Below are 25,845 nucleotides of genomic sequence, written 5' to 3'. Positions count from 1 at the left end.
GCGACGGGCCGGGGCGGGGCGTTCGGCGGGGCGGGCGCATGGCCTCCTCGATCGAGTGGTGGGCGGGTGGGCGGGTGGGCGCGGCCGGTCCGTCAGCGGACCAGGCTCTCCAGCGGCCGCTGGGCGGAGGCGGAGGCCTCGCGTTCGTCGGCGGTCGGGGAGAGGGCGACGAACGCCGAGGTCAGGAAGAGGTAGGAGCCGAGGCCCACGGCGAGCGGGAAGATGAACTGCATCGCCGTCGCCCCCGGGAGCACGGCCGTGGAGGGCGTCACGCGGACGCTCACGGCCATCATTCCGGTGTAGTGCATGCTGCTGACGGCGCCGCCCATGACGAGGCAGGCGACGGCGACGGCCGCCGGGGACTTGATGTTGAGGCCGGCCCACAGGGCGGCGGTCGCCGCGACGACCGCGATGACCACGGAGAGCGTGACGAGGAGCGGGTCGTAGGCGACGTGCCCGTGCAGGCGCAGGGCGGCCATGCCCATGTAGTGCATGCTCGCGACGCCGAGTCCGGTGGTGAGGCCGCCGAGGGCGAGGGCCCGGTTGCGGTCGCGGCTGTAGCCGACGGCGAAGACCCCGGCGCCGACGACGGTCACGGCGACGACGAGGCTGAGGATGGTGAGCGGCACGTTGTAGCGGATCTCGGTTCCGGTGACGCTGAAGCCGAGCATGGCGACGAAGTGCATCGTCCAGATGCCGGTGCCGATGGCGGAGGCTGCGGTGATCAGCCAGTTGCGGCGGGCGCGGCCCGTGGTGGCGAGGGCGCGCACGGTGCAGCGCAGGCCGAGCGCGGCGCCGATGCAGGCCATGACGTACGACAGCACGGGGGTCAGCCAACCGAAGGCTGCGTGGTCCAGGTGTCCCATGGCCCCGGGACGCTAGTCGCGACAGGGGCGCACAACAGGGGCGCATTTCGAAAACTGCTGGAATATGACAGAGATGCGGTACGGAACGATCGCGTCAGGGTCGAACATGTGCACCGCACGCACATCCGAAGCTTTCGGTCCGGAACCGGACCTTTCGATCGCACCGTCCCTCGTTCGCGGCATCCCGTCTGTCAGTGCCCTCCGTCATCATGGAGCGCATGAACGACGACCGGACGCGTGTACAGGAGTTCTTCACATCCCGGGCCGCCGATTGGGACGCCCGTTTCCCGGACGACGGTCCGGCGTACGAGGCCGCGATCGCCGCGCTCGGCCTGCGTCCGGGCGGCAGAGTGCTGGACGCGGGCTGCGGCACGGGCCGGGCCCTTCCGGCGCTGCGCGCGGCCGTCGGGCCGTCCGGAGTGGTCCTCGGGGCGGATCTGACGCCGGCGATGCTGCGGGCCGCCGTGCGCGCCGGCCGTGACCGCTCCGGGCACCTGCTCCTGGCGGACGTCTCCCGGCTGCCGCTGGCGTCCGGCTCGCTCGACGCCGTGTTCGGCGCGGGCCTGATCTCCCATCTTCCGGATCCGAAGCGGGACTTGGCCGAGCTCGCGCGCGTGGTCCGGCCCGGTGGGCTCCTGGCGCTGTTCCACCCGATCGGCCGCGCGGCGCTCGCCGCACGGCACGGGCGGGAGATCACCCCGGACGACCTGAGAGCCGAGCCGCAGCTCCGCCCTCTGCTGGCGGCGACGGGCTGGCGCATGACGTCGTACGTGGACGAGGACACGCGCTTCCTCGCGCTGGCCGTCCGCGAGGGCTGATCCGGGGAGGGGCCAGGTGCCCGACCCGCGCCCCTCAGCCCCGCACAGCCGCGGCGAAGGCGGCGGGGGCGTCGAACATGACGTTGTGCCCCGCGCCCGGCACCCGCACGACCTCGACCCCGGACGCCGCCAGATCGGCGGCGCCGGCCGGCTCGCCGCTCAACTCGCCCTGGAGGTAGACCCGTTCGACCCGAAGGTCCTCCAGCATGCGGCGCATGGTCGGCTCGGTGCCGCGCGCCAGCCCGCGGGCCGTGCGATACAGACCGAGCGGGTCGGCCAGGCGCATGGTGGCCGCCCAGGTGGGGCCGACCTTCTCCAGCACGCGCGCGTGACCACCACCCGACACGAACTCCTCTTCCCCGTACGAGCTGATGCCGCTGCTGCCCGCCCGGGCGGGCGGGTACGGGTCGAGGTTGCCCTCGGTCACGACCAGGCGTGAGACGAGATCGCCGCGCCGGTGCGCGAGCACGATGGCCACGGCGCCGCCCATGCTGTGTCCGACGATCTCCGCGTCGCGCACCCCGGCCGCGTCGAGCGCCGCCGCCAGCGCGTCCGCGTGATCCTCCAGCGTGTACCCGAAGTCGGCGGGACGGTCGCTGATGCCGTGCCCCGGCAGATCCACGAACAGCGAGCGGCGGCCCGCCAGTTCGGGCCGGGACGCGATGTGCGCGTGATAGACGGTCGAGGCCGCGCCGAGCCCGTGCACGTACACGCGCGCGGGCTCCTCCCCCTCCGTCTCGGTCCAGCGGATGCAACTCCCCCGCCCGTCGAACGCCGCCTGCCGCATCCCGGTCCCCTCTCCGCCCAGTTCATGCCCGTCGCCCTGCGCACTCACCATACATCGGTGTCGTAGTACTACGTCAACGATGCACTACCTGACCGAGGCAAGCGGGCCCCCATGGGCGAAGATGGCGGCATGCTGGAGCTCGCCATCCTCGGATTCCTCTACGACACCCCGCTGCACGGCTACGAGCTGCGCAAGCACATCACCGCCCTGACCGGTCACGTACGGCCCGTCGCGGAGAGCACGCTCTATCCCGCGATCAAGCGCCTGGAGAAGGCCGGACTGCTGGTGCGGGAGACACAGCCGGGCGCCGCGGCGGCACCGCGTCACGTCCTGAGCCTCACCGAGGAGGGCCGCGCGGAACTGCGCGGAAGGCTGACCGAACCGGCGCGGCCGGACATCACGGACGAGAACCGTTGGTTCACCGTCCTCGCCTTCCTGCGCCACCTCGACGACACCGCGGCGCAGGCGGCCGTCCTGCGGCGCCGGCTCTCCTTCCTGGAGGAGCCGGCGAGCTTCTTCTACGAGGGGGAGCGCGCCCTGCGCGCGGAGGACCTCCCCGACCCGTTCCGCCGGGGTGTGCTCACGATCGCGCGGGCCACCAGCCGCGCCGAGCTCGACTGGCTGCGCGCGACCCTCAAGGACCTGGAGGCGCCGGGCCACTGACGTGGCTCCGAGGAGGTTCCCGCGGGGCCGCCTTCTGTCACCATGAAGCCAACTCCGCGCCGTGCGGGGTCAGTTGCGAAGCGCCCCGGTACGCGGCGCCGCGCGGCGATCGGCAGGGGACGGTGGCACGCATGCTCGGCAGAGTCCGCACGTCATGGCAGACCTGGCGCACCGGGGCGACCCGGAACGAGGGCGCGTCCCTCGCGGGGGCGGCGCCCCGGGGCGGGGAACGGCGCCGGCACAACCTCTTCGAGGCGGCCGCCGTCTATGTGGCGGCGCGCGCGGAGGGCGACCAGGAACGGGCCGAGGAAGCCGCGGCCTGGGTGGATCCGGGCGCGCTGGCCTTCGGGGTCGACGAGCTGGCGCGGCGGGCGGTCATCGCCCTCGCGCGGGAGCGGGACGCGTCACCGCGCGAGGTGGCGCGAAGCCTCCTCGGCCTGCCCGCTGCCTGACGTCAGCGCAGGCCGGGTCCGAGCACTCCAGAGCGTCCCGGACGGGCATGCCGGTGCGGGACGCCAGATCCGTGCGCTCGCGGACCTCGCGCGGCGTGCGCGGCCGGTAGCCGGGACCGCATCCGCAGCACATCTGACGGAACCGCAGGCCGGACTCCAGGACGGCCGCGAGCGTCCGCCAGCCCGCCGTGTCGCGCTTTTTCGGGACGGCCAGCGCCGTGCCCGCCTCGATCAGCCCACCACCGCACCGCGGGCACACGTCACGCCACGATCGCCCGAATTTGTGGCCCTTCTTGAAGGCGACCCGGCACGGAAGGCACACAAAGCGCGCACGATTGGCGAACATGCCGTCCACCGTAGGCGTACACACCCCGGGGGTCGACGGATTTTTCCTGGTCATCGCCCCTGTACGACATCGCCGGAAACTGACTAAGGTCACGCCGGACAAGCAAAGCTCAGGGGAGGCTGGAATGGCCGGGACGGACGACGCCGTCGTCACCGGGGACGACGCGCTGTACGTACTCACGGCGATCTTGCTGACGCCCGCGAAGTTCCCCAGCGTGCTCGGCGACGACTACCCGGAGGCCTGCGCGGCCCTGGGTCTCGCCCCGCTGGCCGACGGCTACGGCCTGGTGCTCGGGCAGGACGCCGAGGGAGCCCGCTGGACGGTCGTGGTCGACGACGTGTCGCTGGTGGCGGTGGCCATCGCGTCGTGGGACTGCGGCATGGAGTACGAACTCTCCCCCGACGAGGACAGCATGGTGGCCGCGCTGCCCGGGTGGCCGCTGGCGCTCGCCGTGGCGGCGCCCGGCGTCCCGGAGCCGCACGATCCCGAGCCCGGACCCGACGGGGCCGACACGGCGCCGCTGACGCCGCCGGACACCGCGACCTGGGGTCCGGCCCAACGTCGCCTCGGCGCCGACGAGATCGCGCTCCAGTGGGCCGCGTGGCGTGAGCAGATCGACGACGAGCAGTTCGCCGCCACGACGGACGGCGCGACGGCGGAGGCCGACGGAGACGGCGGCACCGCCGAGTCGGCCGGTACGGGCGGCCACAAGGGCGTGCAGCGCGTTCTGGCCGAGGTACGCGGCTACGTGGACACTCCGCCGCCGCTGGGCCGGGTGCGGTCGGCGTTCGCCTCGGGCGACGCCCGGACGCTGCGAGCAGACGGGCCGGGGTGGTCCATGGTGGCGCGCACGGACGACATCGCCTTCGTCCTGCTCGACGACGAGCCCGGCGAGGTCCTGCCGGTCGGTCGGGGCCCCGAACTCCCCAGCCTGCTGGAGGCGCTCGACAAGATGGCCGTCCGCCCGGTCTGAACCGCGGACAGTCCGTCGGGGCCACATACGGGGCATGCACCCGGTGTGGCCCCGCCCCATGGTTGTGCCGGTGCGTCCCCTTCACGATGAGGCCTCTTCCCGCGTCGAGAAGGAGGCCCTCTCCATGCGCACGCCCAGATCCGTCCCCTTGCTGGCCACCGCCCTCGTGGCGCTGGTCGCGTCCGGCCCTCAGGCCCTTGCCACGGCGCCCGCGTCCACGTCCGCGCCCGCCCCGCACTGCGCGCGCCAAGAGCGCACGCACGTGCCCGGCGCCGAGTTGCAGCGGCAGGCCTGTCTGGCGGACCTGACGACGACCGGCCTGGCCGGCACGCCGTACACGGACACGGCCGACCAGTCCGGTCTGACGGCGAAGGGGACGCGCGTCCCGTCCGGTGTGCCGGGGCTGCAGATCGACGGCTACTTCCCGGACGACTCGCACACCAACACGACGCACGGCTGGAACCACGACGCCCAGTTCGTGATCCGGCTGCCCGACCGCTGGAACGGCGGCCTGGTGGTGACGGGGTCTCCGGGCAACCGCAAGCAGTACGCGACCGACGCCGCGATCGCGGACCGGGTGCTCGCCCAGGGGTACGCGTACGCGGCGACCGACAAGGGGAACACGGGGCCGGACTTCTACCGGGACGGCGAGCGGCCCGGTGACGCGGTCGCCGAGTGGAACGCCCGCACCACCCAGCTCACCCGCGCCGCCCGCCGCGCCGTCGCCCTGCGCTACGGACAGAGCCCGCGCCGCACCTACATGACGGGCATCTCCAACGCGGGCTATCTCACACGCTGGCAGCTGGAGAACCACCCCGAGCTGTACGACGGCGGCGTCGACTGGGAGGGGGTCCTGTGGAAGGCGGACGCGCCGCCGCTGCTGACCTCACTGCCGACCGCCGTCGCGTACGGCCAGGGGACCGCCGACGCGGAGGACCTGTACGCGGCGGGGTTCGCACGGGGTTCGGAGTTCCTGTGGCCGTACCACCAGAAGGTCTACTGGGGGCTCACGCAGAAGGTGTACCGCGCCGCGTTCGACCCCGGGTACGACCCGGACTGCCCGGGCGCTTCCGCCGGGTCCACGACCGAGCGGATCCTCGCGCCCTGCGCCTCCGACGCCGCCTACCGGTACGCGGACCGGCCCGCCTCGGTTCACCGGGCCGTCGAGCGGGTGGCGCTCACCGGGCGGGTCGGCAGGCCGCTGATCACGCTCCAGGGCGACCTGGACACCCTGCTGCCGATCGCGACCGACGCCCACGCCTACGCGCGCATGGTCCGGGACCGGGGGCGCGGGGCGCTGCACCGGACGTACACGATCCAGGGCGGCACCCACACGGACGGCCTGTACGACACGTACCCGGACCGGCTGCGGCCGATCCTGCCGTGCTACCGGGACGCCTTCGACGCGCTCACCCAGTGGGTGGAGCGCGGCACGCCGCCGCCCTCGGACCGGGTCGTCGACCGGCCCGCGACCGGCGACGTCGTGGACACCTGCTCGGTCACATCACCCGGGGAACCGTCCGCCTAGCGCCCGATCTCCTTGCGGGTCACGCGGCGCAGCCGGCGGCGCTGGGAGGGGTCTAGGGTCAGGTACGCCGCGGCGGGCACGCCGAGGACGATGAGCAGGGCGGCCCACCAGGGGAGCCAGATCAGCAGGATGATCCCGGCCGCCACGCCTCCCGCTGCGATTTTCGCGTTCTTCGACATGTCTGTGGCCTCCTTCGGGGCGGCTCGCCCTCGGCTGAGTGGAGCGGGCCCGCCTCTGTTGTAGGAACGGGCCCGCGGCGTCCACGGTTCCTGTGCGCGACCCTGAGAGAACCCTGATCCTCGGGCAGGGGCCCCGGGGATCAGATGTCGGCCCGCAGCGGCTCGCCCACCTCGTACATGTGGCGCAGCGCCTGCCGGTAGGAGTCGACGAGTCCGGTCTCCGTGAAGGGGATGCCGAGGTCGCGGCAGTGCGCCTTCACCATGGGCTGGGCGAGTCGCAGGTGCGGGCGGGGCATGCTCGGGAACAGGTGGTGCTCGATCTGGTAGTTCAGTCCGCCGAGGAACCAGTCGGTCAGGGCGCCGCCCTTGATGTTGCGCGAGGTGAGGACCTGCCGGCGCAGGTGGCCCCACTTGTCGCCGTCGGGGTCGGGCATCTCCATGCCCTTGTGGTTGGGCGCGAACGCCATGCCCAGGTGGAGGCCGAAGAGCGCCTGGTGGAGCGCGGCGAACACGAGGGCGTGGCCCAGCGGCATCGTGGTGAGCAGCAGCGTCAGATAGCCGAGGACGTGCGCGACCAGGAGGCCGCCCTCGACGAGCCGCTCGCGGCCGGACTGGCGGCGCAGGTCCTGGAATCCGTACACCTTCAGGGCGAGGCCCTCCAGGAGGGTGAGCGGGAAGAAGAGCCACGCCTGGTGGCGGGTGAGCCAGCCGCGGAAGCCCGCGCGCGCGGCGGCCTGCTTGCTCGTGAAGACGAGGACGTCGGCGGCGACGTCGGGGTCCTTGTCGATGTGGTTGGGGTTGGCGTGGTGGCGGTTGTGCTTGTCGTTCCACCAGGAGTAGCTCATGCCGAGCAGCAGGTTGCCGTGGATCAGGCCGATGACGCGGCTCACCGAGCGGTTGCCGGTGATCTGGGCGTGGCCGGCGTCGTGCCCGATGAAGGCGGTGCGCGCGCCGAGGACGGCGAGGGCCGGTGCCAGGGCGAGCACCCACCAGGAGCCGCCGAGGAGGGCCATGCCGGTGACGACGCCGGCCAGGCAGAGCGCGTTGACGGCTATGGTGCGCGCGTACCAGCCGGTGCGCCGGTCGAGGAGGCCCTGTCCTTTGACGTCCTTGAGCAACGGGGTGAACTCGCTGCCGGTCTCGGGCGGGAGTTGCCGTGCGGTGGCGCCTGGTGCGGGTGGGGCGAGGGTTCCGACGGCCGTGGACATGGCGGGTCTCCGGTCTGTGGTGGACGAGGACGGTGCGGCCGGCTTCACTCCGGTCCGACCTGGAAAAACGTAGGTTTTCGGGGCCTCGCGGGGCCATGGCGCCACCACCCGGACCCGCACGGGGGTCCCCCCGCCTCTGCAGGGGGGCTGGCTACACCCTTAAGGGTGGGGCGATCCGGCGCGGTGACTCACGTCACGGCCTGAATGCGTCCGTCCGCCGGATCGAGCGGTGTACCCTCGGCGCCTCCAGGCCGCGTAGTCAAATTTGATTGATACGAGGAAGTCGCCATCTCCGCACTCACGCACCCCGCACCCACTCCGGCCGAGATCACCGAACTCGCACAGTGCTGTGCCGTGTTCGCCCCCGACGACCCGGCGCGCACGTCCACGGTCGTCTTCTGGCGCCCCGACGGCGAGCAGCCGCCGTCCCCGGTCGCGGGCACCCCCGTGGACCTGCCGCTCGTGCTGCCCGCCGAGGACGGCACGGTCGAGACCGTCACCGTGGCCGCGGTCGCCCTGCCCGTGCGTGCCGCCCTTCCGGTCCTCACCCGCGCGCGCACCGCCGCAGACCCCGAGCCAACGACGGCCTTCTGGGGCGCCGCCGCGCTGTTCGCTCTCCAACTCGCCGCGCGCGGACTGCTCCTGCCCGGCCTCAGCGCGGCCGGGCACGACGCGTGGCGGGCCGGTCCGCTGCGCACCGACGACCTGGCGCGGCTGCGCGACCTGGCCGCCGCGATGCCGCCCGAGGCGCACGCCGTGCCGCTCGACGACGCGGCGGAGCCCCTGCGGCTGCACGCCCCCGAGCGTCTGCTGCGGGCCTTCCTGGACGCCGTGGCCGACACCCTGCCGCGCTCCCCCGCCGCCGCCCTCGCCACCGGCTCCCCCGCGTTCGCCGCGCGCGAGCCGCGCCGGGCGCCCGAGTTGGCCGACTGGGCCGCGGACGTCGCGGCGGGCCACGACGCGGGCGTGCGGGTCTCCTTGCGCGTCGAGGTGCCCGGCCTCGCCGAGGCCGTCGACGACGAGGCGCGGCTGCCGTTCCGTGCCGTGCTGCAGATCCACAGTGTCAGCGACCCGTCCCTGGTCGCGGACGCGGCCGAGGTGTGGGCCGGTTCGGGTGCGGCCGGCCGGGCCTTCGGCGCGCGGGCCCGCATGGACGCGCTGCTCGCCCTGCGCCGCGCCGCACGCGCGTGGGCGCCGCTCGCGCCCCTGTTGTCGGCGGCGGTCCCGGACGCTCTGGAGCTGGCGGACGACGAGATCACCGAGCTGCTCGGGGAGGGGGCCCGCGCGCTGGCGGCGGCCGGCACCGACGTGCACTGGCCCAAGGAGCTGGCCCGCCGGTTCACCGCCCGCGCGGTAGTCGGACCGCCCGAGGGCGACGAAGCGTCCTCCGGAGTGCCGTCGTTCCTCGGCGCGGACGCGCTGCTGGCCTTCGACTGGCGCTTCGCCGTCGGCGGCCTGGAGCTGAGCCGCGCCGAGCTCGACCGGCTCGCCGAGTCGAACCGGCCGGTGGTGCGGCTGCGCGACCAGTGGGTCCTGATGGACCCCGGGGAGGCCCGGCGCGCCCGCGCCCACCAGGACCGCAAGGTGACGCCGGTCGACGCGCTCAGCGCCGTCCTGACGGGCTCCACGGAGCTGGACGGGCGCCGGGTCGACGTGCTTCCCACCGGCTGGCTCGCGGGGCTCAGGGACCGGCTGGCCGACCCGGAGGGCATGGAGTCGGTGGACAGCCCTGCCGCGCTCGACGCCGAGCTGCGCGACTACCAGCTGCGCGGGCTCAACTGGCTGGCCCGCATGACCTCCTTGGGCCTCGGCGCCTGTCTCGCCGACGACATGGGCCTCGGCAAGACGATCACCCTCATCGCGCTGCACCTGCATCGTCAGACCGCCCCGGAGACGGCGGGTCCGACCCTGGTGGTCTGCCCGACGTCCCTCATGGGCAACTGGCAGCGCGAGATCGAGCGTTTCGCGCCGGGCACCCCGGTCCGCCGCTTCCACGGCTCCCGGCGCTCCCTGGAGGACCTGGCCGAGGGCGAGTTCGTCCTGACGACCTACGGGACGATGCGCCTGGACGCCGCGCGGCTCGGTTCGACGGCCTGGGGGCTGGTCGTCGCCGACGAGGCGCAGCACGTCAAGAACCCGTACTCCGCGACCGCGAAGGAGCTGCGCACGATCGGCACCCGCGCGCGCGTGGCGCTCACGGGCACCCCGGTGGAGAACAACCTCTCCGAGCTGTGGGCGATCCTCGACTGGACGACCCCGGGGCTGCTCGGCCGGCTCGGCACCTTCCGGACCCGGTACGCGCAGGCCGTCGAGGGCGGCAAGGACCCGGCCGCGGCGGACCGGCTGGCCCGTCTCGTGCGGCCCTTCCTGCTGCGCCGCCGCAAGTCCGACCCGGGCATCGCCCCGGAGCTGCCGCCCAAGACCGAGACCGACCGCGCGGTGTCGCTGACGAAGGAGCAGACGGCGCTCTACGAGGCCGTGGTGCGGGAGACGCTCGCGGAGATCGCGGGGGCGCGGGGCTTCGAGCGGCGCGGCATGATCGTGAAGCTGCTGACGGCGCTCAAGCAGATCTGCAACCACCCGGCGCAGTACCTCAAGGAGGACGCGCCCCGCATCCCCGGACGCTCGGGCAAGCTGGAGCTCCTCGACGAGCTGCTCGACACGATCCTGTCCGAGGACGCGAGCGTGCTCGTGTTCACCCAGTACGTGCAGATGGCGCGGCTCGTGGAGCGGCATCTGCACGCGCGGGGCGTCGCCACGCAGTTCCTGCACGGCGGCACCTCCGTGGCGGAGCGCGAGGCCATGGTGCAGCGCTTCCAGGACGGTGCGGTCCCGGTGTTCCTGCTCTCCCTGAAGGCCGCCGGCACAGGGCTGAACCTCACGCGCGCGGAGCACGTCGTGCACTACGACCGCTGGTGGAACCCGGCGGTGGAGGCCCAGGCCACCGACCGCGCGTACCGGATCGGTCAGACCCGTCCCGTGCAGGTGCACCGGCTGATCGCGGAGGGCACCATCGAGGACCGCATCGCCGCGATGCTGGAGCGCAAGCGGGAGCTGGCGGACGCCGTGCTGGGCTCCGGGGAGGCGGCTCTGACCGAACTGACCGATGCCGAACTGGCCGATCTGGTCGAGCTGCGAGGGGGCGGCGCCTGATGAGCGACCTGTACGACGACTACGAGCACGCGCACGAGCACGAGGAGCACGGCGAGGCGTCCGACGCGGGCGCCTCCCGGGAGCTCACCTTCGACGCGCTGCCGCCCATCCACGGGAAGGGCTTCGCCGTCACCTGGTGGGGCCAGGCGTGGCTGAAGGCGCTGGAGGACACGGCGCTGGAGCTCCGGCAGCTCAAGGCGGGCCGCGCGCTGGCCCGCGCGGGCGCGGTCGGCGCGGTGTCGGTGCGTCCAGGACGCATCACGGCCGTGGTGCGGGACAAGGGCGGCGCCACGCACCGCGCGGACGTGCTGCTGCAGCAGTTGGACGCGGACGCGTGGGACCGGTTCGCGGACATGGCCGTGGAGCGCGCCGGGCACATCGCGGCCCTCCTCGACCGTGACATGCCGCCGCACCTGATGGAGGACGCGGCGACGGCGGGCGTGGAACTCCTGCCGGGCATCGGCGACTTGGAGCCCGAGTGCGAGTGCGGCGCCTGGGACCACTGCGCCCACACCACGGCGCTGAGCTACCAGCTGGCACGCCTGCTCGACCAGGATCCGTTCCTGCTGTTCCTGCTGCGCGGCCGGGGCGAGCGGGAGCTCCTGGACGAGCTCCAGGTGCGCAGCGCGGCGCACAGCGCCCCCGAACCGGGCCCCGGGCCGGAGGCGGAGCCCTACGGCGTGGACACCGCGGAGGCGTACGCGTCGGCGCTCGTGCTGCCGCCGCTGCCCGGGGAGCCTGAGCTGCCCCAGGAGCCGGGTGTGCCGCCGTCCCTGGACACGGAGACACCGGCGCCCGGGGAACTCGACGCGGACGCCCTGGAGTTCCTCGCTGCGCAGACGGCCGCGGAGGCGCGCAGGATGCTGGCCGACGCGCTCGCCGACGGTCACGCGCTGCGGGCGCCCGCGCCGGAGCCGACACCGGCCGAGGACGCCGTGCGGCTGGCCGCCGGCGGGCCCGCCGAGCGGGTGGCCCGGCGGCTGGCCGAGGGCTCGGGCCGGGACCGCGAGGGCCTGGCCCTGGCGGTGCGCGCCTGGGAGTGCGGCGGCCCGGCCGCGCTCGCCGTCCTGGAGCGGGACGAGGCGCCCGACGCGGAGACCGCCGCACGCGCGCGTGCGGCTCTGGACTCCGCGTGGGACGAGGGCGAGCGGCCCGCGCTCCAGACGTCGCGCGGCCGCTGGACGGCCGCCGGGGGAACGGCCCAGCTGCGCCTGGGCGGAGACGGCCGCTGGTGGCCGTACCGCAAGGAGCGCGGTCGCTGGACGCCCGTCGGTCCGGCGGCGGCCGATCCGGCGTCCGCGCTGGCCACGGCCCTGGGAGCGGGCGAGGAGTAGTCCCGCGGGAGCCCCCGCCGCCACCGGTACGGAGTAGTCCTGCGGGCCGAACGGTGCGCGGCGGGGGATCGTGGTTGAGCCGCCCACGACAAAGGGCGGCGACCCACCAGGGGGCGATCGGAAGGCGCGTGCTCATGGCGACTTTGTGCAGACCAGCTGTCTCCGTACCGGAGCACGTGATCACCATGGAGGAGACCCTCGCACTGGCCCGCACCCACCATGACGGGCACCCGCAACTCCCGCTGGCCCTGCGCCTGATCGAGAACACGGGCGTGCGGACGCGGCACATCGTGCAGCCCATCGAGGAGACCCTCAAGCACCCCGGCTTCGAGGAGCGCAACGCGCTCTACCAGGCGGAGGCGAAGGCGCGCGTGCCCGCCGTGGTGCGCCGGGCGCTGGAGGACGCGGAGCTGCGCGCCCAGGACATCGACGTGATCATCTACGTGTCGTGCACGGGATTCATGATGCCGTCGCTGACCGCGTGGCTGATCAACGAGATGGACTTCTCCAGCGACACCAGGCAGATACCCATAGCCCAGCTGGGCTGCGCGGCGGGCGGCGCCGCGGTGAACCGGGCGCACGACTTCTGCACCGCCTATCCCGAGGCGAACGCGCTGATCGTGGCCTGCGAGTTCTGCTCCCTGTGCTACCAGCCGACCGACCTGGGCGTCGGCTCGCTGCTGTCGAACGGCCTGTTCGGTGACGGGGTGGCCGCGGCGGTCGTACGGGGTTCGGGCGGTACGGGCATCACGCTGGAGCGCAACGGCTCGTACCTCATCCCGAAGACCGAGGACTGGATCGCGTACGACATCCGGGCCACGGGCTTCCACTTCCTGCTCGACAAGCGGGTGCCCACCACGATGGAGCCGCTCGCACCGGCGCTCCAGCAGCTCGCGGGGCTGCACGGCTGGAACGCGTCCGAGCTGGACTTCTACATCATTCACGCGGGCGGTCCGCGCATCCTCGACGACCTCAGCAAGTTCCTCCAGGTGCCGCCGGACGCCTTCCGCTTCAGCCGGGCCACGCTCACCGAGTACGGCAACATCGCCAGCGCCGTCGTCCTGGACGCGCTGCGCCGCCTCTTCGACGAGGGCGGCGCGCACCCGACGGCACGCGGTCTGCTCGCCGGGTTCGGGCCGGGCATCACCGCGGAGATGTCCCTGGGCCGCTGGAGCCGCCCCACCGATCGTCCGGAGCTCGTGGAGGCCGCCGTATGACGGAGAAGACCACCGAGACCGCCGTCCGCCCGCCGGTCCGCGAGTGGCCCGCCCTGGATCTGCACGGCGTCGACTTCGACCCGGTGCTCACCCGGCTGATGCGCGAGGGTCCGGTGACCCGGATCCGGCTGCCGAACGGCGAGGGCTGGGCCTGGCTGGTGACGCGCCACGAGGACGTCCGGACGGTGACGAACGACCCGCGGTTCAGCCGCGAGGCCGTCATGGGCCGCCAAGTGACGCGGCTGGCCCCGCACTTCATCCCGCAGGCGGGCGCCGTCGGCTTCGCCGATCCGCCCGACCACACCCGGCTGCGGCGTTCGGTCGCCTCCGCGTTCACCGCGCGCGGGGTCGAGCGGCTGCGGGCGAGCGCACGGAGCATGCTCGACGAGATGGTGGACGGCCTCCTGGCCGACGGGCCGCCGGCCGACCTGACGGAGCGGCTGCTCGCCCCGTTCCCCATCGCCGTGATCTGCGAGCTGATGGGCGTCCCGGCCGCCGACCGTCATCTCATGCACACGTGGACGCAGTTGATCCTGTCGTCCGCGCACGGCGCCGAGGTCAGCGAGCGCGCCCGCAACGAGATGTCGGCGTACTTCACGCACCTGGTGCGCTCGCGCTGCGACAGCACGGGCGAGGACGTCACCTCGTTGCTGGGCGCCGCCGTCGCGGCCGGTGAGATCACCGAGGACGAGGCGGTCGGTCTCGCGGTCCTCGTGCAGATCGGCGGCGAGGCCGTCACCAACAACTGCGGCAACATGGCGTACGTGCTGCTCACGCGCCCCGATCTGGCGGCGCGCCTGCGGGCGGAGCCGGAGCTGCGCCCGCAGGCCATCGACGAACTGCTGCGCTACATCCCGCACCGCAGCGCGGTGGGCCTCTCGCGCATCGCCCTGGAGGACGTCGACATCGCGGGGGTGCGCATCAGTGAGGGCGACGCGGTCTACGTCTCCTACCTCGCGGCCAATCGCGATCCGGACGTGTTCCCGGACCCCGACCGCATCGACTTCGACCGCACCCCGAATCCGCACGTCTCCTTCGGGTTCGGTCCGCACTACTGCGTGGGCGGCATGCTGGCGCGGCTGGAGTCGGAGCTCCTCGTGGAGGCGTTGCTGGACCGCTTCCCCGGTCTGCGGCTGGCCGTGCCGGCGGAGGAAGTGCCGTTCCGCAAGGGCGCGTTGATCCGCGGCCCGGAGGCGATGCCGGTGACGTGGTCGGAGAGCGGATGACCGCTGTGACGCCCGCGGAGGGGCTGCTGGTGCCGCCGGGCCACGGACGGACCGTGGAGACGGCGGCGCAGCAGGTCACCTTCAAGGTCACCGGCGACCATTCCCGCATGGCGTCGAGCTTCGAGGTGGTGGTGCCGCCGGGGTTCGACGTCGGCGCGCATGTGCACACCAGGAGCGAGGAGTTGTTCTACGTCCTCGAGGGCGAGCTGGACGTGCTCGCCTTCGAGCCGCGGATCAGGACGCCGGACCACTGGCAGCGCTGGCGGTCGCCTTCGGGCGCCGGGGTCGTGCGGGCGACCCCGGGGACGGTCATCGTGGTGCCGCCGGGCTGCCCGCACGCCTTCGCCAACCCCACGGGGAGCCCGGCGAAGATGTTCTTCCAGGCCTCTCCCCCGCCGGACCACGAGCGGTACTTCGAGGAGCTCCTCGACATCCTGGCGACGGACGGCCCGCCCGACCACGCCGCGATCGAGGCGCTGCGGGCGCGCTACGACATCGAGCAGCTGACCCCGCTGCGGCACGGGGCTCGGCCGTGAAGCTGCTCGAAGGGCGGGTGGCGCTCGTCTACGGTGCCGGCGGCGCCGTCGGAGGAGCGGTGTCCCGGGCGTTCGCGCGGGAGGGCGCCGCGGTGTTCCTGGCCGGGCGCTCGGCGGAGCCGGTGGAGCGGACCGCCGCGGCGATCGAGGCGGCCGGCGGGAGCGCGGAGGCCCATCTGGTCGACGCGCTGGACGAGCGGGCCGTGGTCGGCTTCGTGGACGCGGTCGCGCGGCGCACGGGGCGGATCGACATCTCGTTCAACGTGATCGGCGTGGGCGACGTGCAGCGGCCGCTCATGGAGCTGAGCGCCGAGGAGTTCGTGGCGCCGGTCGAGACCACGATGCGGACGCAGTTCCTCACCACGCGGGCGGCGGCGCGGCACATGGTGGCGCGCGGGTCGGGCGTGGTGCTCGCGTTCGGCGGCTCGGGCCCGCAGACGCAGCCGGGGCTCGGCGGCTTCAAGGTGTCGCTCGACGCCCTGGAGGGGCTGCGCCGGCAGTGGGCCTGCGAGCTGGGCCCCGCGGGGATCCGGGTCGTCACGCTGAAGACGGGCGGGATCCCGGAGAGCCTGCCCGACGACTTCGAGGGTCGGGCCGAGCTGACCGAGCGGCTCACCGAGCCCACCCTGCTCGGCCGGACGGCCACCCTCGCCGACGTGGGCGAGGTCGCCGCGTTCGTGGCCTCCGACCGGGCCCGCACGATGACGTCCGCGACCGTGAACATCTCGTGCGGGGCCCTGGTCGACTACTGAGACAGCCCCCTGCGATCTAGCGGATCGGCATCCCCGAGAGGGTGCGGGCGATGACCAGGCGCTGGATCTCGCTCGTGCCCTCGAAGATCGTGTAGATCGCGGCGTCGCGGTGCATGCGCTCCACCGGGTACTCGCGGGTGAAGCCGTTGCCGCCGAGGATCTGGACGGCCTGGGCGGTGACCTTCTTGGCGGTCTCGCTCGCGAACAGCTTGGACATGGAGCCCTCGGCGTTCTCGAACTTCTTGCCCGTGGTCGCCATCCAGGAGGCGCGCCACACCAGGAGGCGGGCGGCGTCGATCGAGGTGCGCATGTCGGCGAGCTGGAAGGCGACGCCCTGGTTGTCGATGATCGGGCGGCCGAACTGCTCGCGCGTCTTCGCGTACTCCAGCGCCTCCTCGTAGGCGGCGCGGGCGGTGCCGACGGCCATGGCGCCGACGGCCGGGCGGGAGGCCTCGAAGGTGGCCATGGCGGCGTTCTTCACGCGCTCGCCGCCCGACTTGGCCTTCTCCCGGGCGCGGGCGAGGCGCTCGTCGAGCTTGTCCTTGCCGCCCAGGAGGCAGGAGCCGGGCACGCGCACGTTCTCGAGGACGACCTCGGCGGTGTGCGAGGCGCGAATGCCGTGCTTCTTGAACTTCTGCCCCTGGGAGAGGCCCTCGGTGTGCGGCGGCACGATGAAGGAGGCGTGGCCCTTGGAGCCGAGCTCCGGGTCCACGGAGGCGACCACCACGTGGACGTTGGCGATGCCGCCGTTGGTCGCCCAGGTCTTGGTGCCGTTCAGGACCCACTCGTCCTTGGCCTCGTCGTAGACGGCCCGCGTGCGCATGGCGGCGACGTCGGAGCCCGCGTCCGGCTCGGACGAGCAGAAGGCGGCCACCTTCACGTCGTTCGCGTCGCCGTACATCTGCGGGATCCAGGTGCCGATCTGCTCCTCGGTGCCGTTGGCGAGGACGCCGACCGCGGCGAGGCCCGTGCCCACGATGGACAGGGCGATGCCCGCGTCGCCCCAGAAGAGCTCCTCCATGGCCATCGGGATGCCGAGGCCGGTCGGGTCGAAGAACTGCTGCGCGTAGAAGTCCAGGGAGTAGATTCCGAGCTTGGCGGCCTCCTGGATGACCGGCCAGGGCGTCTCCTCGCGCTCGTCCCATTCGGCGGCCGCGGGGCGGATCACATCGGCGGCAAAACCGTGAAGCCAGTCACGGACTTCCTTCTGCTCGTCGTTGAGATCCATCGTGAACTCGGCCATGACCCCTCCAGGGCTGCATACACTGCATGCGTTACTTGCGGTAACAAGAGTCTGTTACTCACGAGTAGCTCGTGTCAACCGCCGAGAACGCGTTCGATGCCCGACATTCGCCGGGTGTTACCTTTCGCGTGCGTCAAGCCATCGCACGGGCGGGGAGATCCTCATGGAGACCACACAGCGGACCCATCAGCGCGCGGACCAGCAGTCCGCCGCCGAGCGGCGGCGGCGTGAGCTGCTCGAGGCCGCCGACCGCGTGGTGCTCCGCGACGGCCCCGGCGCCTCCATGAACGCGATCGCCGCCGAGGCGGGCATCACCAAGCCGATCCTGTACCGCCACTTCGGCGACAAGGGCGGCCTGTACGCGGCCCTCGCCAAGCGGCACACCGACGCGCTGCTCGCCTCCCTGCGGGCCGCGCTCGACGCTCCGGCCGCCCGCCGCCAGCGCGTGGAGTCGACGCTCGACACCTACCTCGCCGCGATCGAGGCCCGCCCGCAGGTGTACCGCTTCCTGATGCACCCGGCGGAGGGCTCCTCCGGCGACACCGGCTTCGACGTCGGCCGGCACTCGGCGCCGCTGCTGCGGCGCATGGGCGAGGACCTCGCGGACGTCATCGAGGAGCGCGTCGACCTAGGCCCCGGCGGACAGCAGCTCGCGCGCATGTGGGGCCACGGGATCGTCGGCATGATGCACGCCGCGGGCGACTGGTGGCTCGGCGAGCGCCCGTGCTCCCGCGAGGAGCTGGTCAACGGCCTCGCGGACCTCCTGTGGGGCCGCCTCGCGGCCGCGGGCGACAAGGCGGGCGGCCCGGGCTTCTGATCCGGCCCGATCCGAACGAAAGACCCTAGACGCCGGTGCGCGCCCAGGGGGCCTTCGCCGCCTGGCGCATCACCTTGCGGTGCCGCCAGCCGGTGACGCGGTCCGCGTAGATGCGCCCCTCCAAGTGGTCGCACTCGTGCTGGAGACAGCGGGCGAACCAGCCTGTGCCGTGAATCACCACAGGATCTCCCTGGACGTCCACACCCTCCACGCGCGCGTGGTCGAAACGCGGCGTCCCCGCCTCCAGGCCGGGCAGCGAGAGACAGCCCTCGGGGCCGCGGATCTCGATGCCGTCGGCCTCGACCAGACTCGGGTTCACCACGTGTCCCACATGGCGCACATCGTCGTCGTCCTCGCAGTCGTAGACGAAGACCCGCAAGGACTCGCCCACTTGATTGGCCGCCAGACCCACCCCCTGGGCGGCGTACATCGTGGCGAACATGTCCTCCACGAGACGCGCGAGCGCGGGACCGAAGTCCGTCACCTCGGCGCAGGGTTCCCGCAGTACGGGATCGCCGAGCAGGGTCAGGGGTCGTACGCGCCCTGAGGCGCCCGGGATCGAGCCGTGTCGCATGGCCGTAAGGGTACGGTCCGGTACAAGCCTCCCCGTGCTGGTGGTGCCGCTGTTCGGGCTTGTCGGTGAGTCTCGATAGGCTGATGCGGAAAAGCGATGCCGGGGGCAGGCGCGGCGCCGTACGCAAGGAGGACCCAGGAAGATGGCAGGCAACTCGGAGTCGATGACTCCGCGGGCCAAGCTGGCCGTGACGGCGGGCAAGGCCGCGGCGGCGGTCTCGCGCGCGGCGGGCCGTGGCAGCGGCTCGGTGATCGGTGGCAAGGTCGCGCTCAAGCTCGACCCCGAGCTGCTCGGACGGCTCGCCCAGCACCTGGACGTCGTGCTCGTCTCGGCGACGAACGGCAAGACGACGACCACGCGCCTGATCGCGGAGGCCCTCCGCGCGAGCGGCGAGGTCGTGTCGAACGCCCTGGGCGCGAACATGCCTGCCGGTATCACCTCGGCCCTGGCCGGTGGTTCCGAGGCCAAGTTCGGCGTCATCGAGGTCGACGAGAAGTACCTGGCCGGTGTCGCGCGCGACACCAGCCCGAAGGCCATCGCGCTGCTCAACCTCTCGCGCGACCAGCTCGACCGCGCCGCCGAGACCCGCATGCTCGCGGAGAAGTGGCGCGAGGGCCTCGCGGGTTCGAAGGCGGTCGTGATCGCCAACGCGGACGACCCCCTGGTCGTCTGGGCCGCCTCCTCCTCGCCGAACGTCGTGTGGGTCGCGGCCGGCCAGGAATGGAAGGACGACGCCTGGTCCTGCCCCGCCTGCGGCGGTGTGATGCAGCGCCCCGGCGACGACTGGTTCTGCGGCGAGTGCGGCTTCCGCCGTCCGACCGCGAGCTGGGCGCTCCAGGGCGACTACGTCCTTGACCCGCACGGCTCCGCCTGGCCGATCCACCTCCAGCTGCCCGGCCGCGCCAACAAGGCGAACGCGGCCACGTCCGCCGCCGTCGCCGCCGTCTTCGGGGTGCCGCCGCAGGTGGCCCTGGAGCGCATGTACCAGGTGCAGGCCGTCGCGGGCCGCTACGACGTCGTCCGGTTCATGGACCGCGACCTGCGCCTGCTGCTCGCCAAGAACCCGGCGGGCTGGCTCGAAACGTTTACCCTCATCGACCCGCCGCCGACCCCGGTGATCCTCTCGGTGAACGCGCGGGGCGCGGACGGCACCGACACCTCCTGGCTGTGGGACGTCGACTACACGCGCCTGGCCGGGCACCCGATCTGTGTGATCGGCGACCGCAAGCTCGACCTCGCGGTCCGGCTCGAGGTCGCGGGCCTGGACTTCCGGGTCTGCGAGACGCTCGACGAGGCGGTGCAGGTCCTGCCCCAGGGCCGGATCGAGCTGATCGCCAACTACACCGCGTTCCAGGACGTCCGCCGCCGCGTCGGCAACTGACCCGCCCCGACGAGAAACAGCGGAAACAGCTAAGGATGAGCATGAGCGACAGCAGCCTGCGTCTCGTGTGGGTCTACCCCGACCTGCTGAGCACCTACGGCGACCAGGGCAACGCCCTGGTGGTGGAGCGGCGCGCCCGCCAGCGCCGTCTGAACGTCGAGCGCTACGACGTGCGCAGCGACCAGCCGATCCCCACCTCCGGCGACATCTACCTGATCGGCGGCGGCGAGGACCGTCCGCAGCGGCTCGCGGCCGAGCGGCTGCGCCGTGACGGCGGCCTGCAGCACGCGGTGGGCAACGGCGCGATCGTCTTCTCGGTGTGCGCCGGCTACCAGATCCTGGGCCACGAGTTCATCAACGACCTCGGTGAGCGCGAGCCGGGCCTCGGCCTGCTCGACGTGGTCTCCACGCGCGGCGAGGGCGAGCGCTGCGTCGGCGACGTGCTGGCCGACATCGACCCGCAGCTGAACCTGCCGCCGCTGACCGGTTTCGAGAACCACCAGGGCGTGACGCACCTGGGCCCCACGGCCCGCCCCTTCGCGCGCACCCGCATCGGCCGGGGCAACGGCACGGGCGACGGCACCGAAGGCGCCTTCAACGACACGGTGTTCGGCACGTACATGCACGGCCCCGTGATGGCGCGCAACCCGCAGATCGCCGACCTGCTCCTGAAGCTGGCCCTCGATGTGAACGCGCTGCCGCCGGTGGACGAGCAGTGGTACGAGGCGCTGCGGGGCGAGCGGATCGCGGCCGCCACGGCGCAGCCCGCCTAGGCCTGCGCAACCCTTCGCGTACGCACCTTCGGGGCAGCCCCGCGCCCATATGAGCGGGGTTGTCCAGCAGGCGGACGCCCCGTACGGCGGGGCCCCCGGGCGCCGATAAGGTACGGGGGTCCAGCCGGACGGCGTGGTCCGGTCATCGGCCCACGTTTGCAAAGGTATTGCGGGCTTATGCGTATTGGTGTCCTCACCTCCGGCGGAGACTGTCCCGGACTGAACGCGGTGATCCGCTCGGTCGTGCACCGAGCCGTCGTCGACCACGGCGACGAGGTCATCGGCTTCCACGACGGGTGGAAGGGCCTGCTCGAGTGCGACTACCGCAAGCTCGACCTGGACGCCGTCGGCGGCATCCTGGCCCGCGGCGGCACCATCCTCGGCTCCTCCCGGGTCCAGCCCGCGCATCTGCGGGACGGCGTCGAGCGCGCCAAGGGCCACGTCGCCGAACTGGGGCTCGACGCGATCATCCCGATCGGCGGCGAGGGCACCCTGAAGGCGGCCCGGCTGCTGTCCGACAACGGCCTGCCGATCGTCGGCGTCCCGAAGACGATCGACAACGACATCGCTGTCACGGACGTGACCTTCGGTTTCGACACGGCCGTCGGGGTCGCCACGGAGGCGCTGGACCGGCTCAAGACCACCGCCGAGTCGCACCAGCGGGTGCTGATCGTGGAGGTCATGGGTCGGCACACCGGGTGGATCGCCCTGCACTCGGGCATGGCGGCCGGCGCCCACGCCGTCGTCGTCCCGGAGCGCCCCTTCGACATCGAGGAACTGACCCGCAAGGTCGGCGAGCGTTTCGAGGCGGGCAAGAAGTTCGCGATCGTCGTCGCGGCGGAGGGCGCCAAGCCCCGGGCCGGCTCGATGGAGTTCGACGAGGGCGGCAAGGACGTCTACGGGCACGAGCGCTTCGCCGGCATCGCCCGTCAGCTCTCGATCGAGCTGGAGCAGCGCCTCGGCAAGGAGGCGCGTCCGGTGATCCTCGGGCACGTCCAGCGCGGCGGCACCCCGACCGCGTACGACCGGGTCCTCGCGACGCGGTTCGGCTGGCACGCGGTGGAGGCCGTCCATCGCGGCGAGTTCGGGCGGATGACGGCGCTGCGCGGCACGGACATCGTGATGGTGTCGCTGGCCGAGGCCGTGGAGACGCTCAAGACGGTCCCCGACGAGCGCTACGCCGAGGCGGAGTGCGTGCTCTGAGTCACTGCTCGTACCCGCTTTCAGTTGTTCTTTGAACTGAGCTGCCCCCGGCCGAAGCCCCGGCCGGGGGCAGCTCTAGTCTGGTGGCGCACAATCCGTACGAAACGAGCAACAGGAGCCGGCGGATGGATCACAGCGGGCACGGCATGAACATGGATCTGCCGCCGTTCACGCTGGGGCGTGGCCTTGGCTGGTCGGCCGACCCCTTCTTCCTCATCGGCTGCCTCGTCGCCCTCGGCCTGTACGGCTGGGCCGTCGTGCGGCTCGCGCGCCGCGGTGACAAGTGGCCGGTGTCGCGCACCCTGTCGTTCGTCGTGGGCGTGCTGACCATCGCCCTGGTGATGTGCACGAAGCTGAACGACTACGGGATGGTCATGTTCAGCGTGCACATGGTGCAGCACATGGTGATCAGCATGCTGTCGCCGATCCTGCTGCTCATGGGCGCGCCGATCACGCTCGCGCTGCGGGCGCTGCCCGTCGCGGCGAAGCGCGGCAGCAAGGGGCCGCGCGAGCTGCTCCTGATGCTGCTGCACAGCCGCTACATGCGGATCATCACGCATCCCGCGTTCACGATCCCGCTGTTCATCGCGAGCCTGTACGCCCTGTACTTCACTCCCCTCTTCGACTTCCTGATGGGGTCGAAGGTCGGGCACATCGGCATGATGGTGCACTTCCTCGCCGTGGGCCTGGTGTTCTTCTGGCCGATCATGGGCGTGGACCCGGGCCCGCACCGGCCGGGCTACGTGATGCGGATGCTGGAGCTGTTCGCGGGCATGCCGTTCCACGCGTTCTTCGGCATCGCGCTGATGATGGCGAGCAGCACCATGGTGGGCACCTTCGAGAACCCGCCTGCCTCGCTCGGCATCGACCCGCTGGCGGACCAGACGGCGGCGGGCGGCATCGCGTGGGCGTTCAGCGAGGTCCCGTCGGTGCTGGTGCTGCTGGCGCTGCTCTTCCAGTGGAAGAAGTCCGAGGACCGGCAGGCGCGCCGCCAGGACCGCAAGGCGGACCGGGACGGGGACGCGGAGCTCGCCGCGTACAACGCCTACCTGGCCTCGCTGAACACGCGCGGACAGTAGCGCCGCGGCCCGCCGCCGGGTGACTATGGCCTTCTGGCCGCGGTTCGGGCGCCGCACACCGTCGTACGCCGTCCGGGCTGCCGGGAGGAGTGCGCGATGCCCGGATCGACGAAGACGATGGGTGCCTTCACCGTCGGCGGCCTGGTGGCCGTGACCGCGTACACGGTGGCGCTCGGGAGCAACGGCTGGCTCTGGTTCGGCTGGGTCGTGCTCGGCCTGATCACGGTCGCGATGGTGGCCTCGCGCAGCGCCTGAGCCGGCCGCGGTGCCGTCCGGGTCAGAACCGGAAGACGTCCCCGGTCGAGGCCTCCAGCGTGCAGGCGTTCGTGAAGGTTCTGCGCCAGTTGATCGTCCGGCCCGCGAAGGTTCCGTGCGCCGCGGCGGTCACCGGGGCCTGCTCCTCCGTGCAGCGCCAGGGCTGCCCCTCCAGCGCGTCCAGGTCTCCCTCGGCGGCGGCCAGCGCGGCGCAGGACTCGGCGGCGTACGGGTGGTGCCCCGCAGGGGCGGGCGTGCACTCCAGGCGGACGCCGCGGGTCCAGGTCTCGCCGTCGCCGGAGACCGTGAGGTACAGGCCGTCCCGGGGTACGGGTTCGGCGGCGCCGGCGGCCGGGGCGACCGCGCCGAGTGACAGCAGCGCGGCAGTGGCGAGGTGCAGGGTCCGCATGCGGGCCTCCCGATACGAGGACGAAGGTGGGACCAGAGCACTCCTCCCACGGCGTCCGGCCAAAGGGACGCGCCGTGCGAACCGGGCAGTGGGCCCGAAAGGGCTCTCGCGCCGTCGCCGGGGATTGACTACTGTGCGCACGCATCACAGCTCTTCATGGGGTGTGCGCACCACATGCGATCCACGGGGGAAGGCGACCGGCGATGTTCTACCGACTGCTCAAGTACGTGCTGCTCGGGCCGCTGCTGCGACTGATGTTCCGGCCGCGGATCGAGGGCCTGGAGCACGTTCCGGACTCGGGCGCCGCGATCGTCGCGGGCAACCACCTGTCGTTCTCGGACCACTTCCTGATGCCGGCGATCCTGAAGCGCCGGATCACGTTCCTGGCGAAGGCGGAGTACTTCACGGGGCCGGGGATCAAGGGCCGGCTGACGGCGGCGTTCTTCCGGAGCGCGGGCCAGATCCCGGTGGACCGCTCGGGCCGGGAGGCGGGCCAGGCGGCGATCCGCGAGGGGCTCGGCGTGCTCGGGCGCGGTGAGCTGCTGGGCATCTACCCGGAGGGCACCCGCTCCCACGACGGCCGCCTCTACAAGGGCAAGGTCGGGGTCGCCGCGATGGCGCTCGGCGCCGGGGTGCCGGTGATCCCGTGCGCGATGATCGGCACGTTCGAGGCGCAGCCGCCGGGCCAGAAGATCCCGACCTTGCGCCGGGTGACGATCCGCTTCGGCCGCCCGCTGGACTTCTCCCGGTACGCGGGCATGGAGGGCGAGAAGGCGATCCTGCGCGCGGTCACGGACGAGATCATCTACGCGATTCTGGAGCTGTCCGGTCAGGAGTACGTGGACCAGTACGCGGCGGTGGCGAAGGCGGAGGCCGAGGCGGAGGCGAAGTCCCGCAGGTTCCCCCGCATGCCCCTGAGCTGAACCCGCCGTCGCCGGCCGCTCTGCGCTGAGCAGAAAACGCTGGGTCCCGCGGTGGGGCCGCGCATACGGTCACGGCATGAAGACGGCACTGGTGATCGGTGGAGCGGGACAGATCGGGCGGCCCGCGGTGCGGGCGCTCGCGGAGGACGGCTGGGCGGTGACGGCGGCCTCGCTGAGCGGGAACCGGGACGCGGCGTGGCCCGACGAGGTGCGCTCGGTGCGGCTGGACCGGGACGACGACGCGGCCCTGGCCGCCCTGGTCGGCGACGGCGTGGACGTGGTCGTGGACATGGTGGCGTTCGAGCCGCGGCACGGGCGGCAGCTCGCGGCGCTGGCGGGGCGGATCGGCTCGGCCGTGGTGGTCTCCAGCGGAGCGGTCTACGAGGACGAGCAGGGCCGGGGCTTCGCGACGCAGGAGGAGCCGGACGGGATGCCGGTCTATCCGGTGCCGATCCCGGAGACCTGGCGGACGGTGGCCCCCGCCGACGAGGGGTACGGGCCGCGCAAGGTGCGGATCGAGCAGGATCTGCTGGCGCTGGGCGAGAAGCTGCCCACGACGGTGATCAGGGCGTCGGCGGTGCACGGCCCGCACTGCCGCACCCCGCGCGAGCTGTACTTCGTGAAGCGGAACCTGGACGGGCGGCGCACGCGCGTGCTGGCGTACCGCGGCGAGTCCCGCTTCCACCCGGCGAGCGTGTACAACCTGGCGGAGCTGGTCCGGCTGTCCGCGCGCCGCCCCGGGTCGCGGGTGCTGAACGGGGCGGACCCCGACTCCCCCACGGTCGCCGAGATCGGCGCCATGATCGACGCGCTGATGGACGTCGAGACCGAGACGGTGCTGCTCGACGGCGCTCCGCCGGCGCCGACCGTCGGGGACAACCCGTGGGGCATGCCGAACCCGGTGCTGATGGACATGACGGCGGCCCGCGAGGAGCTCGGCTACACGCCCGTCACCACGTACGCGCAGGCGCTGCCGGAGACCGTGGAGTGGCTGACGCGGCGCATGGCGGAGGAGCCGGACTGGACGGTGGGATTCCCGAAGATGGTGCGGAACTACACGACGGGCCTGTTCGACTACGCGGCCGAGGACGCCTGGCTCGCGTCGCGCGGCTGAGCCGCGGGCGCACACGCGGCCGGCCCGGTCCCCGCC

Annotated in this window: 26 protein-coding genes; 19 read left to right on the top strand and 7 right to left on the bottom strand. The window is 72.7% G+C overall.

The genetic code is table 11. The features are described from left to right. Positions 1-92: 92 nt before the first annotated feature. Positions 93-866, bottom strand: coding sequence for an MHYT domain-containing protein (locus tag ACFW9D_RS27615; protein ID WP_384626060.1), 774 nt, complete (start codon positions 864-866; stop codon positions 93-95). Between the two features lie 218 nt (positions 867-1,084). Between ACFW9D_RS27615 and ACFW9D_RS27610 the strand changes: the two genes are divergently transcribed. Further along, positions 1,085-1,684 carry a class I SAM-dependent methyltransferase gene (locus ACFW9D_RS27610; RefSeq protein ID WP_384626057.1) on the top strand — a complete coding sequence of 200 codons (600 nt, stop codon included), beginning with the start codon at positions 1,085-1,087 and terminating at the stop codon, positions 1,682-1,684. Between the two features lie 34 nt (positions 1,685-1,718). Here the strand turns inward: ACFW9D_RS27610 and ACFW9D_RS27605 are convergent, their stop codons facing one another. Beyond that, positions 1,719-2,471, bottom strand: coding sequence for an alpha/beta fold hydrolase (locus ACFW9D_RS27605; protein WP_384626063.1), 753 nt, complete (start codon positions 2,469-2,471; stop codon positions 1,719-1,721). Positions 2,472-2,600: 129 nt separating this feature from the next. Here ACFW9D_RS27605 and ACFW9D_RS27600 point away from each other — a divergent pair, with 129 nt between their 5' ends. The 4 genes from ACFW9D_RS27600 to ACFW9D_RS27585 all read left to right on the top strand — a co-directional run bounded on the left by ACFW9D_RS27600 (position 2,601) and on the right by ACFW9D_RS27585 (position 6,433). Then, complete coding sequence (locus tag ACFW9D_RS27600; protein ID WP_384626054.1) at positions 2,601-3,134, top strand: PadR family transcriptional regulator; 534 nt, start codon at positions 2,601-2,603, stop codon at positions 3,132-3,134. Between the two features lie 131 nt (positions 3,135-3,265). Then, positions 3,266-3,586 carry a hypothetical protein gene (locus ACFW9D_RS27595; protein WP_384626052.1) on the top strand — a complete coding sequence of 107 codons (321 nt, stop codon included), beginning with the start codon at positions 3,266-3,268 and terminating at the stop codon, positions 3,584-3,586. A 470-nt stretch (positions 3,587-4,056) separates the two neighbouring features. Next, positions 4,057-4,905, top strand: a complete 849-nt coding sequence (locus ACFW9D_RS27590) for a hypothetical protein (protein ID WP_384626049.1) — start codon at positions 4,057-4,059, stop codon at positions 4,903-4,905. Between the two features lie 124 nt (positions 4,906-5,029). Then, positions 5,030-6,433, top strand: coding sequence for a tannase/feruloyl esterase family alpha/beta hydrolase (locus ACFW9D_RS27585; RefSeq protein WP_384626046.1), 1,404 nt, complete (start codon positions 5,030-5,032; stop codon positions 6,431-6,433). Here the strand turns inward: ACFW9D_RS27585 and ACFW9D_RS27580 are convergent. Further along, complete coding sequence (locus ACFW9D_RS27580) at positions 6,430-6,612, bottom strand: hypothetical protein (RefSeq protein WP_151475341.1); 183 nt, start codon at positions 6,610-6,612, stop codon at positions 6,430-6,432. The two genes, ACFW9D_RS27585 and ACFW9D_RS27580, sit on opposite strands and share 4 nt — an antisense overlap. 140 nt (positions 6,613-6,752) lie before the next feature. Further along, entirely contained in the window at positions 6,753-7,820 is a 1,068-nt protein-coding gene (locus ACFW9D_RS27575) for a fatty acid desaturase family protein (RefSeq protein ID WP_384626043.1), read from the bottom strand. A gap of 354 nt (positions 7,821-8,174) precedes the next feature. Between ACFW9D_RS27575 and ACFW9D_RS27570 the strand changes: the two genes are divergently transcribed. From ACFW9D_RS27570 to ACFW9D_RS27545, 6 genes are all read left to right on the top strand, one after another. After that, positions 8,175-10,973, top strand: coding sequence for an SNF2-related protein (locus ACFW9D_RS27570; protein ID WP_384626039.1), 2,799 nt, complete (start codon positions 8,175-8,177; stop codon positions 10,971-10,973). Then, positions 10,973-12,307 carry an SWF or SNF family helicase gene (locus tag ACFW9D_RS27565; protein ID WP_384626036.1) on the top strand — a complete coding sequence of 445 codons (1,335 nt, stop codon included), beginning with the start codon at positions 10,973-10,975 and terminating at the stop codon, positions 12,305-12,307. The genes ACFW9D_RS27570 and ACFW9D_RS27565 overlap by 1 nt, the downstream gene beginning before the upstream one ends. A 134-nt stretch (positions 12,308-12,441) precedes the next feature. Then, positions 12,442-13,524: a type III polyketide synthase gene (locus ACFW9D_RS27560; RefSeq protein ID WP_384626033.1), complete on the top strand. Its 1,083-nt coding sequence runs from the start codon at positions 12,442-12,444 to the stop codon at positions 13,522-13,524. Beyond that, the gene (locus tag ACFW9D_RS27555; RefSeq protein WP_384626031.1) at positions 13,521-14,750 is read left to right on the top strand and encodes a cytochrome P450; all 1,230 of its coding nucleotides are present in this window, start codon (positions 13,521-13,523) and stop codon (positions 14,748-14,750) included. The genes ACFW9D_RS27560 and ACFW9D_RS27555 overlap by 4 nt, the downstream gene beginning before the upstream one ends. Continuing rightward, entirely contained in the window at positions 14,747-15,286 is a 540-nt protein-coding gene (locus ACFW9D_RS27550; RefSeq protein ID WP_384626028.1) for a cupin domain-containing protein, read from the top strand. Before ACFW9D_RS27555 ends, ACFW9D_RS27550 begins: the two co-directional genes overlap by 4 nt. Further along, a complete protein-coding gene (locus ACFW9D_RS27545) occupies positions 15,283-16,038 on the top strand; it encodes an SDR family NAD(P)-dependent oxidoreductase (protein WP_384626025.1) in 756 nt (251 codons plus the stop codon). Before ACFW9D_RS27550 ends, ACFW9D_RS27545 begins: the two co-directional genes overlap by 4 nt. A gap of 16 nt (positions 16,039-16,054) precedes the next feature. On the opposite strand, the gene ACFW9D_RS27540 is transcribed toward ACFW9D_RS27545, so the two are convergent. Further along, the gene (locus ACFW9D_RS27540) at positions 16,055-17,281 is read right to left on the bottom strand and encodes an acyl-CoA dehydrogenase family protein (RefSeq protein WP_188340244.1); all 1,227 of its coding nucleotides are present in this window, start codon (positions 17,279-17,281) and stop codon (positions 16,055-16,057) included. Positions 17,282-17,444: 163 nt separating this feature from the next. On the opposite strand from ACFW9D_RS27540, the gene ACFW9D_RS27535 reads away from it, so the two are divergent. Beyond that, positions 17,445-18,098: a TetR family transcriptional regulator gene (locus ACFW9D_RS27535; RefSeq protein ID WP_384626021.1), complete on the top strand. Its 654-nt coding sequence runs from the start codon at positions 17,445-17,447 to the stop codon at positions 18,096-18,098. A 25-nt stretch (positions 18,099-18,123) separates the two neighbouring features. On the opposite strand, the gene def is transcribed toward ACFW9D_RS27535, so the two are convergent. Then, positions 18,124-18,672 (bottom strand): peptide deformylase, encoded by a 549-nt coding sequence (def, locus tag ACFW9D_RS27530; RefSeq protein ID WP_384626018.1) that lies wholly within the window; start codon positions 18,670-18,672, stop codon positions 18,124-18,126. 142 nt (positions 18,673-18,814) lie between these two features. Between def and ACFW9D_RS27525 the strand changes: the two genes are divergently transcribed. The 5 genes from ACFW9D_RS27525 (at position 18,815) to ACFW9D_RS27505 (ending at position 23,363) form a co-directional block, all read left to right on the top strand. Next, positions 18,815-20,053, top strand: a complete 1,239-nt coding sequence (locus ACFW9D_RS27525) for a MurT ligase domain-containing protein (RefSeq protein WP_188340241.1) — start codon at positions 18,815-18,817, stop codon at positions 20,051-20,053. Positions 20,054-20,094: 41 nt separating this feature from the next. Continuing rightward, positions 20,095-20,826: a type 1 glutamine amidotransferase gene (locus ACFW9D_RS27520; RefSeq protein ID WP_384626014.1), complete on the top strand. Its 732-nt coding sequence runs from the start codon at positions 20,095-20,097 to the stop codon at positions 20,824-20,826. Between the two features lie 177 nt (positions 20,827-21,003). Beyond that, a complete protein-coding gene (locus ACFW9D_RS27515) occupies positions 21,004-22,029 on the top strand; it encodes a 6-phosphofructokinase (protein WP_188340239.1) in 1,026 nt (341 codons plus the stop codon). A gap of 125 nt (positions 22,030-22,154) precedes the next feature. After that, the gene (locus tag ACFW9D_RS27510) at positions 22,155-23,108 is read left to right on the top strand and encodes a cytochrome c oxidase assembly protein (protein WP_188340238.1); all 954 of its coding nucleotides are present in this window, start codon (positions 22,155-22,157) and stop codon (positions 23,106-23,108) included. A 96-nt stretch (positions 23,109-23,204) separates the two neighbouring features. Then, entirely contained in the window at positions 23,205-23,363 is a 159-nt protein-coding gene (locus ACFW9D_RS27505) for a hypothetical protein (RefSeq protein WP_188340237.1), read from the top strand. A gap of 22 nt (positions 23,364-23,385) precedes the next feature. Here ACFW9D_RS27505 and ACFW9D_RS27500 read toward each other — a convergent pair whose 3' ends face one another. Then, positions 23,386-23,772 (bottom strand): SSI family serine proteinase inhibitor, encoded by a 387-nt coding sequence (locus ACFW9D_RS27500; protein WP_188340236.1) that lies wholly within the window; start codon positions 23,770-23,772, stop codon positions 23,386-23,388. Positions 23,773-23,975: 203 nt separating this feature from the next. On the opposite strand from ACFW9D_RS27500, the gene ACFW9D_RS27495 reads away from it, so the two are divergent. Both ACFW9D_RS27495 and ACFW9D_RS27490 read left to right on the top strand, forming a co-directional pair. Next, on the top strand, positions 23,976-24,695 hold the full coding sequence (locus ACFW9D_RS27495) for a lysophospholipid acyltransferase family protein (RefSeq protein ID WP_384626009.1): 720 nt from the start codon (positions 23,976-23,978) through the stop codon (positions 24,693-24,695). 76 nt (positions 24,696-24,771) lie between these two features. Beyond that, the gene (locus tag ACFW9D_RS27490; RefSeq protein ID WP_384626006.1) at positions 24,772-25,809 is read left to right on the top strand and encodes an NAD-dependent epimerase/dehydratase family protein; all 1,038 of its coding nucleotides are present in this window, start codon (positions 24,772-24,774) and stop codon (positions 25,807-25,809) included. The last annotated feature ends 36 nt before the right edge of the window (positions 25,810-25,845 follow it).

The sequence above is a fragment of the Streptomyces sp. NPDC059524 genome (assembly GCF_042749255.1).
GTDB lineage: Bacteria > Actinomycetota > Actinomycetes > Streptomycetales > Streptomycetaceae > Streptomyces > Streptomyces xanthii.
This window is presented reverse-complemented; position numbering and strand designations above follow the sequence as displayed.

Bases quoted from the DNA above. Each gene is read 5' to 3' on its own strand.
- ACFW9D_RS27615 (WP_384626060.1), bottom strand. From the start codon at position 866: ATGGGACACCTGGACCACGCAGCCTTCGGTTGGCTGACCCCCGTGCTG.
- ACFW9D_RS27610 (WP_384626057.1), top strand. From the start codon at position 1,085: ATGAACGACGACCGGACGCGTGTACAGGAGTTCTTCACATCCCGGGCC.
- ACFW9D_RS27605 (WP_384626063.1), bottom strand. From the start codon at position 2,471: ATGCGGCAGGCGGCGTTCGACGGGCGGGGGAGTTGCATCCGCTGGACC.
- ACFW9D_RS27600 (WP_384626054.1), top strand. From the start codon at position 2,601: ATGCTGGAGCTCGCCATCCTCGGATTCCTCTACGACACCCCGCTGCAC.
- ACFW9D_RS27595 (WP_384626052.1), top strand. From the start codon at position 3,266: ATGCTCGGCAGAGTCCGCACGTCATGGCAGACCTGGCGCACCGGGGCG.
- ACFW9D_RS27590 (WP_384626049.1), top strand. From the start codon at position 4,057: ATGGCCGGGACGGACGACGCCGTCGTCACCGGGGACGACGCGCTGTAC.
- ACFW9D_RS27585 (WP_384626046.1), top strand. From the start codon at position 5,030: ATGCGCACGCCCAGATCCGTCCCCTTGCTGGCCACCGCCCTCGTGGCG.
- ACFW9D_RS27580 (WP_151475341.1), bottom strand. From the start codon at position 6,612: ATGTCGAAGAACGCGAAAATCGCAGCGGGAGGCGTGGCGGCCGGGATC.
- ACFW9D_RS27575 (WP_384626043.1), bottom strand. From the start codon at position 7,820: ATGTCCACGGCCGTCGGAACCCTCGCCCCACCCGCACCAGGCGCCACC.
- ACFW9D_RS27565 (WP_384626036.1), top strand. From the start codon at position 10,973: ATGAGCGACCTGTACGACGACTACGAGCACGCGCACGAGCACGAGGAG.
- ACFW9D_RS27560 (WP_384626033.1), top strand. From the start codon at position 12,442: ATGGCGACTTTGTGCAGACCAGCTGTCTCCGTACCGGAGCACGTGATC.
- ACFW9D_RS27555 (WP_384626031.1), top strand. From the start codon at position 13,521: ATGACGGAGAAGACCACCGAGACCGCCGTCCGCCCGCCGGTCCGCGAG.
- ACFW9D_RS27550 (WP_384626028.1), top strand. From the start codon at position 14,747: ATGACCGCTGTGACGCCCGCGGAGGGGCTGCTGGTGCCGCCGGGCCAC.
- ACFW9D_RS27540 (WP_188340244.1), bottom strand. From the start codon at position 17,281: ATGGCCGAGTTCACGATGGATCTCAACGACGAGCAGAAGGAAGTCCGT.
- ACFW9D_RS27535 (WP_384626021.1), top strand. From the start codon at position 17,445: ATGGAGACCACACAGCGGACCCATCAGCGCGCGGACCAGCAGTCCGCC.
- def (WP_384626018.1), bottom strand. From the start codon at position 18,672: ATGCGACACGGCTCGATCCCGGGCGCCTCAGGGCGCGTACGACCCCTG.
- ACFW9D_RS27525 (WP_188340241.1), top strand. From the start codon at position 18,815: ATGGCAGGCAACTCGGAGTCGATGACTCCGCGGGCCAAGCTGGCCGTG.
- ACFW9D_RS27520 (WP_384626014.1), top strand. From the start codon at position 20,095: ATGAGCGACAGCAGCCTGCGTCTCGTGTGGGTCTACCCCGACCTGCTG.
- ACFW9D_RS27515 (WP_188340239.1), top strand. From the start codon at position 21,004: ATGCGTATTGGTGTCCTCACCTCCGGCGGAGACTGTCCCGGACTGAAC.
- ACFW9D_RS27510 (WP_188340238.1), top strand. From the start codon at position 22,155: ATGGATCACAGCGGGCACGGCATGAACATGGATCTGCCGCCGTTCACG.
- ACFW9D_RS27505 (WP_188340237.1), top strand. From the start codon at position 23,205: ATGCCCGGATCGACGAAGACGATGGGTGCCTTCACCGTCGGCGGCCTG.
- ACFW9D_RS27500 (WP_188340236.1), bottom strand. From the start codon at position 23,772: ATGCGGACCCTGCACCTCGCCACTGCCGCGCTGCTGTCACTCGGCGCG.
- ACFW9D_RS27495 (WP_384626009.1), top strand. From the start codon at position 23,976: ATGTTCTACCGACTGCTCAAGTACGTGCTGCTCGGGCCGCTGCTGCGA.
- ACFW9D_RS27490 (WP_384626006.1), top strand. From the start codon at position 24,772: ATGAAGACGGCACTGGTGATCGGTGGAGCGGGACAGATCGGGCGGCCC.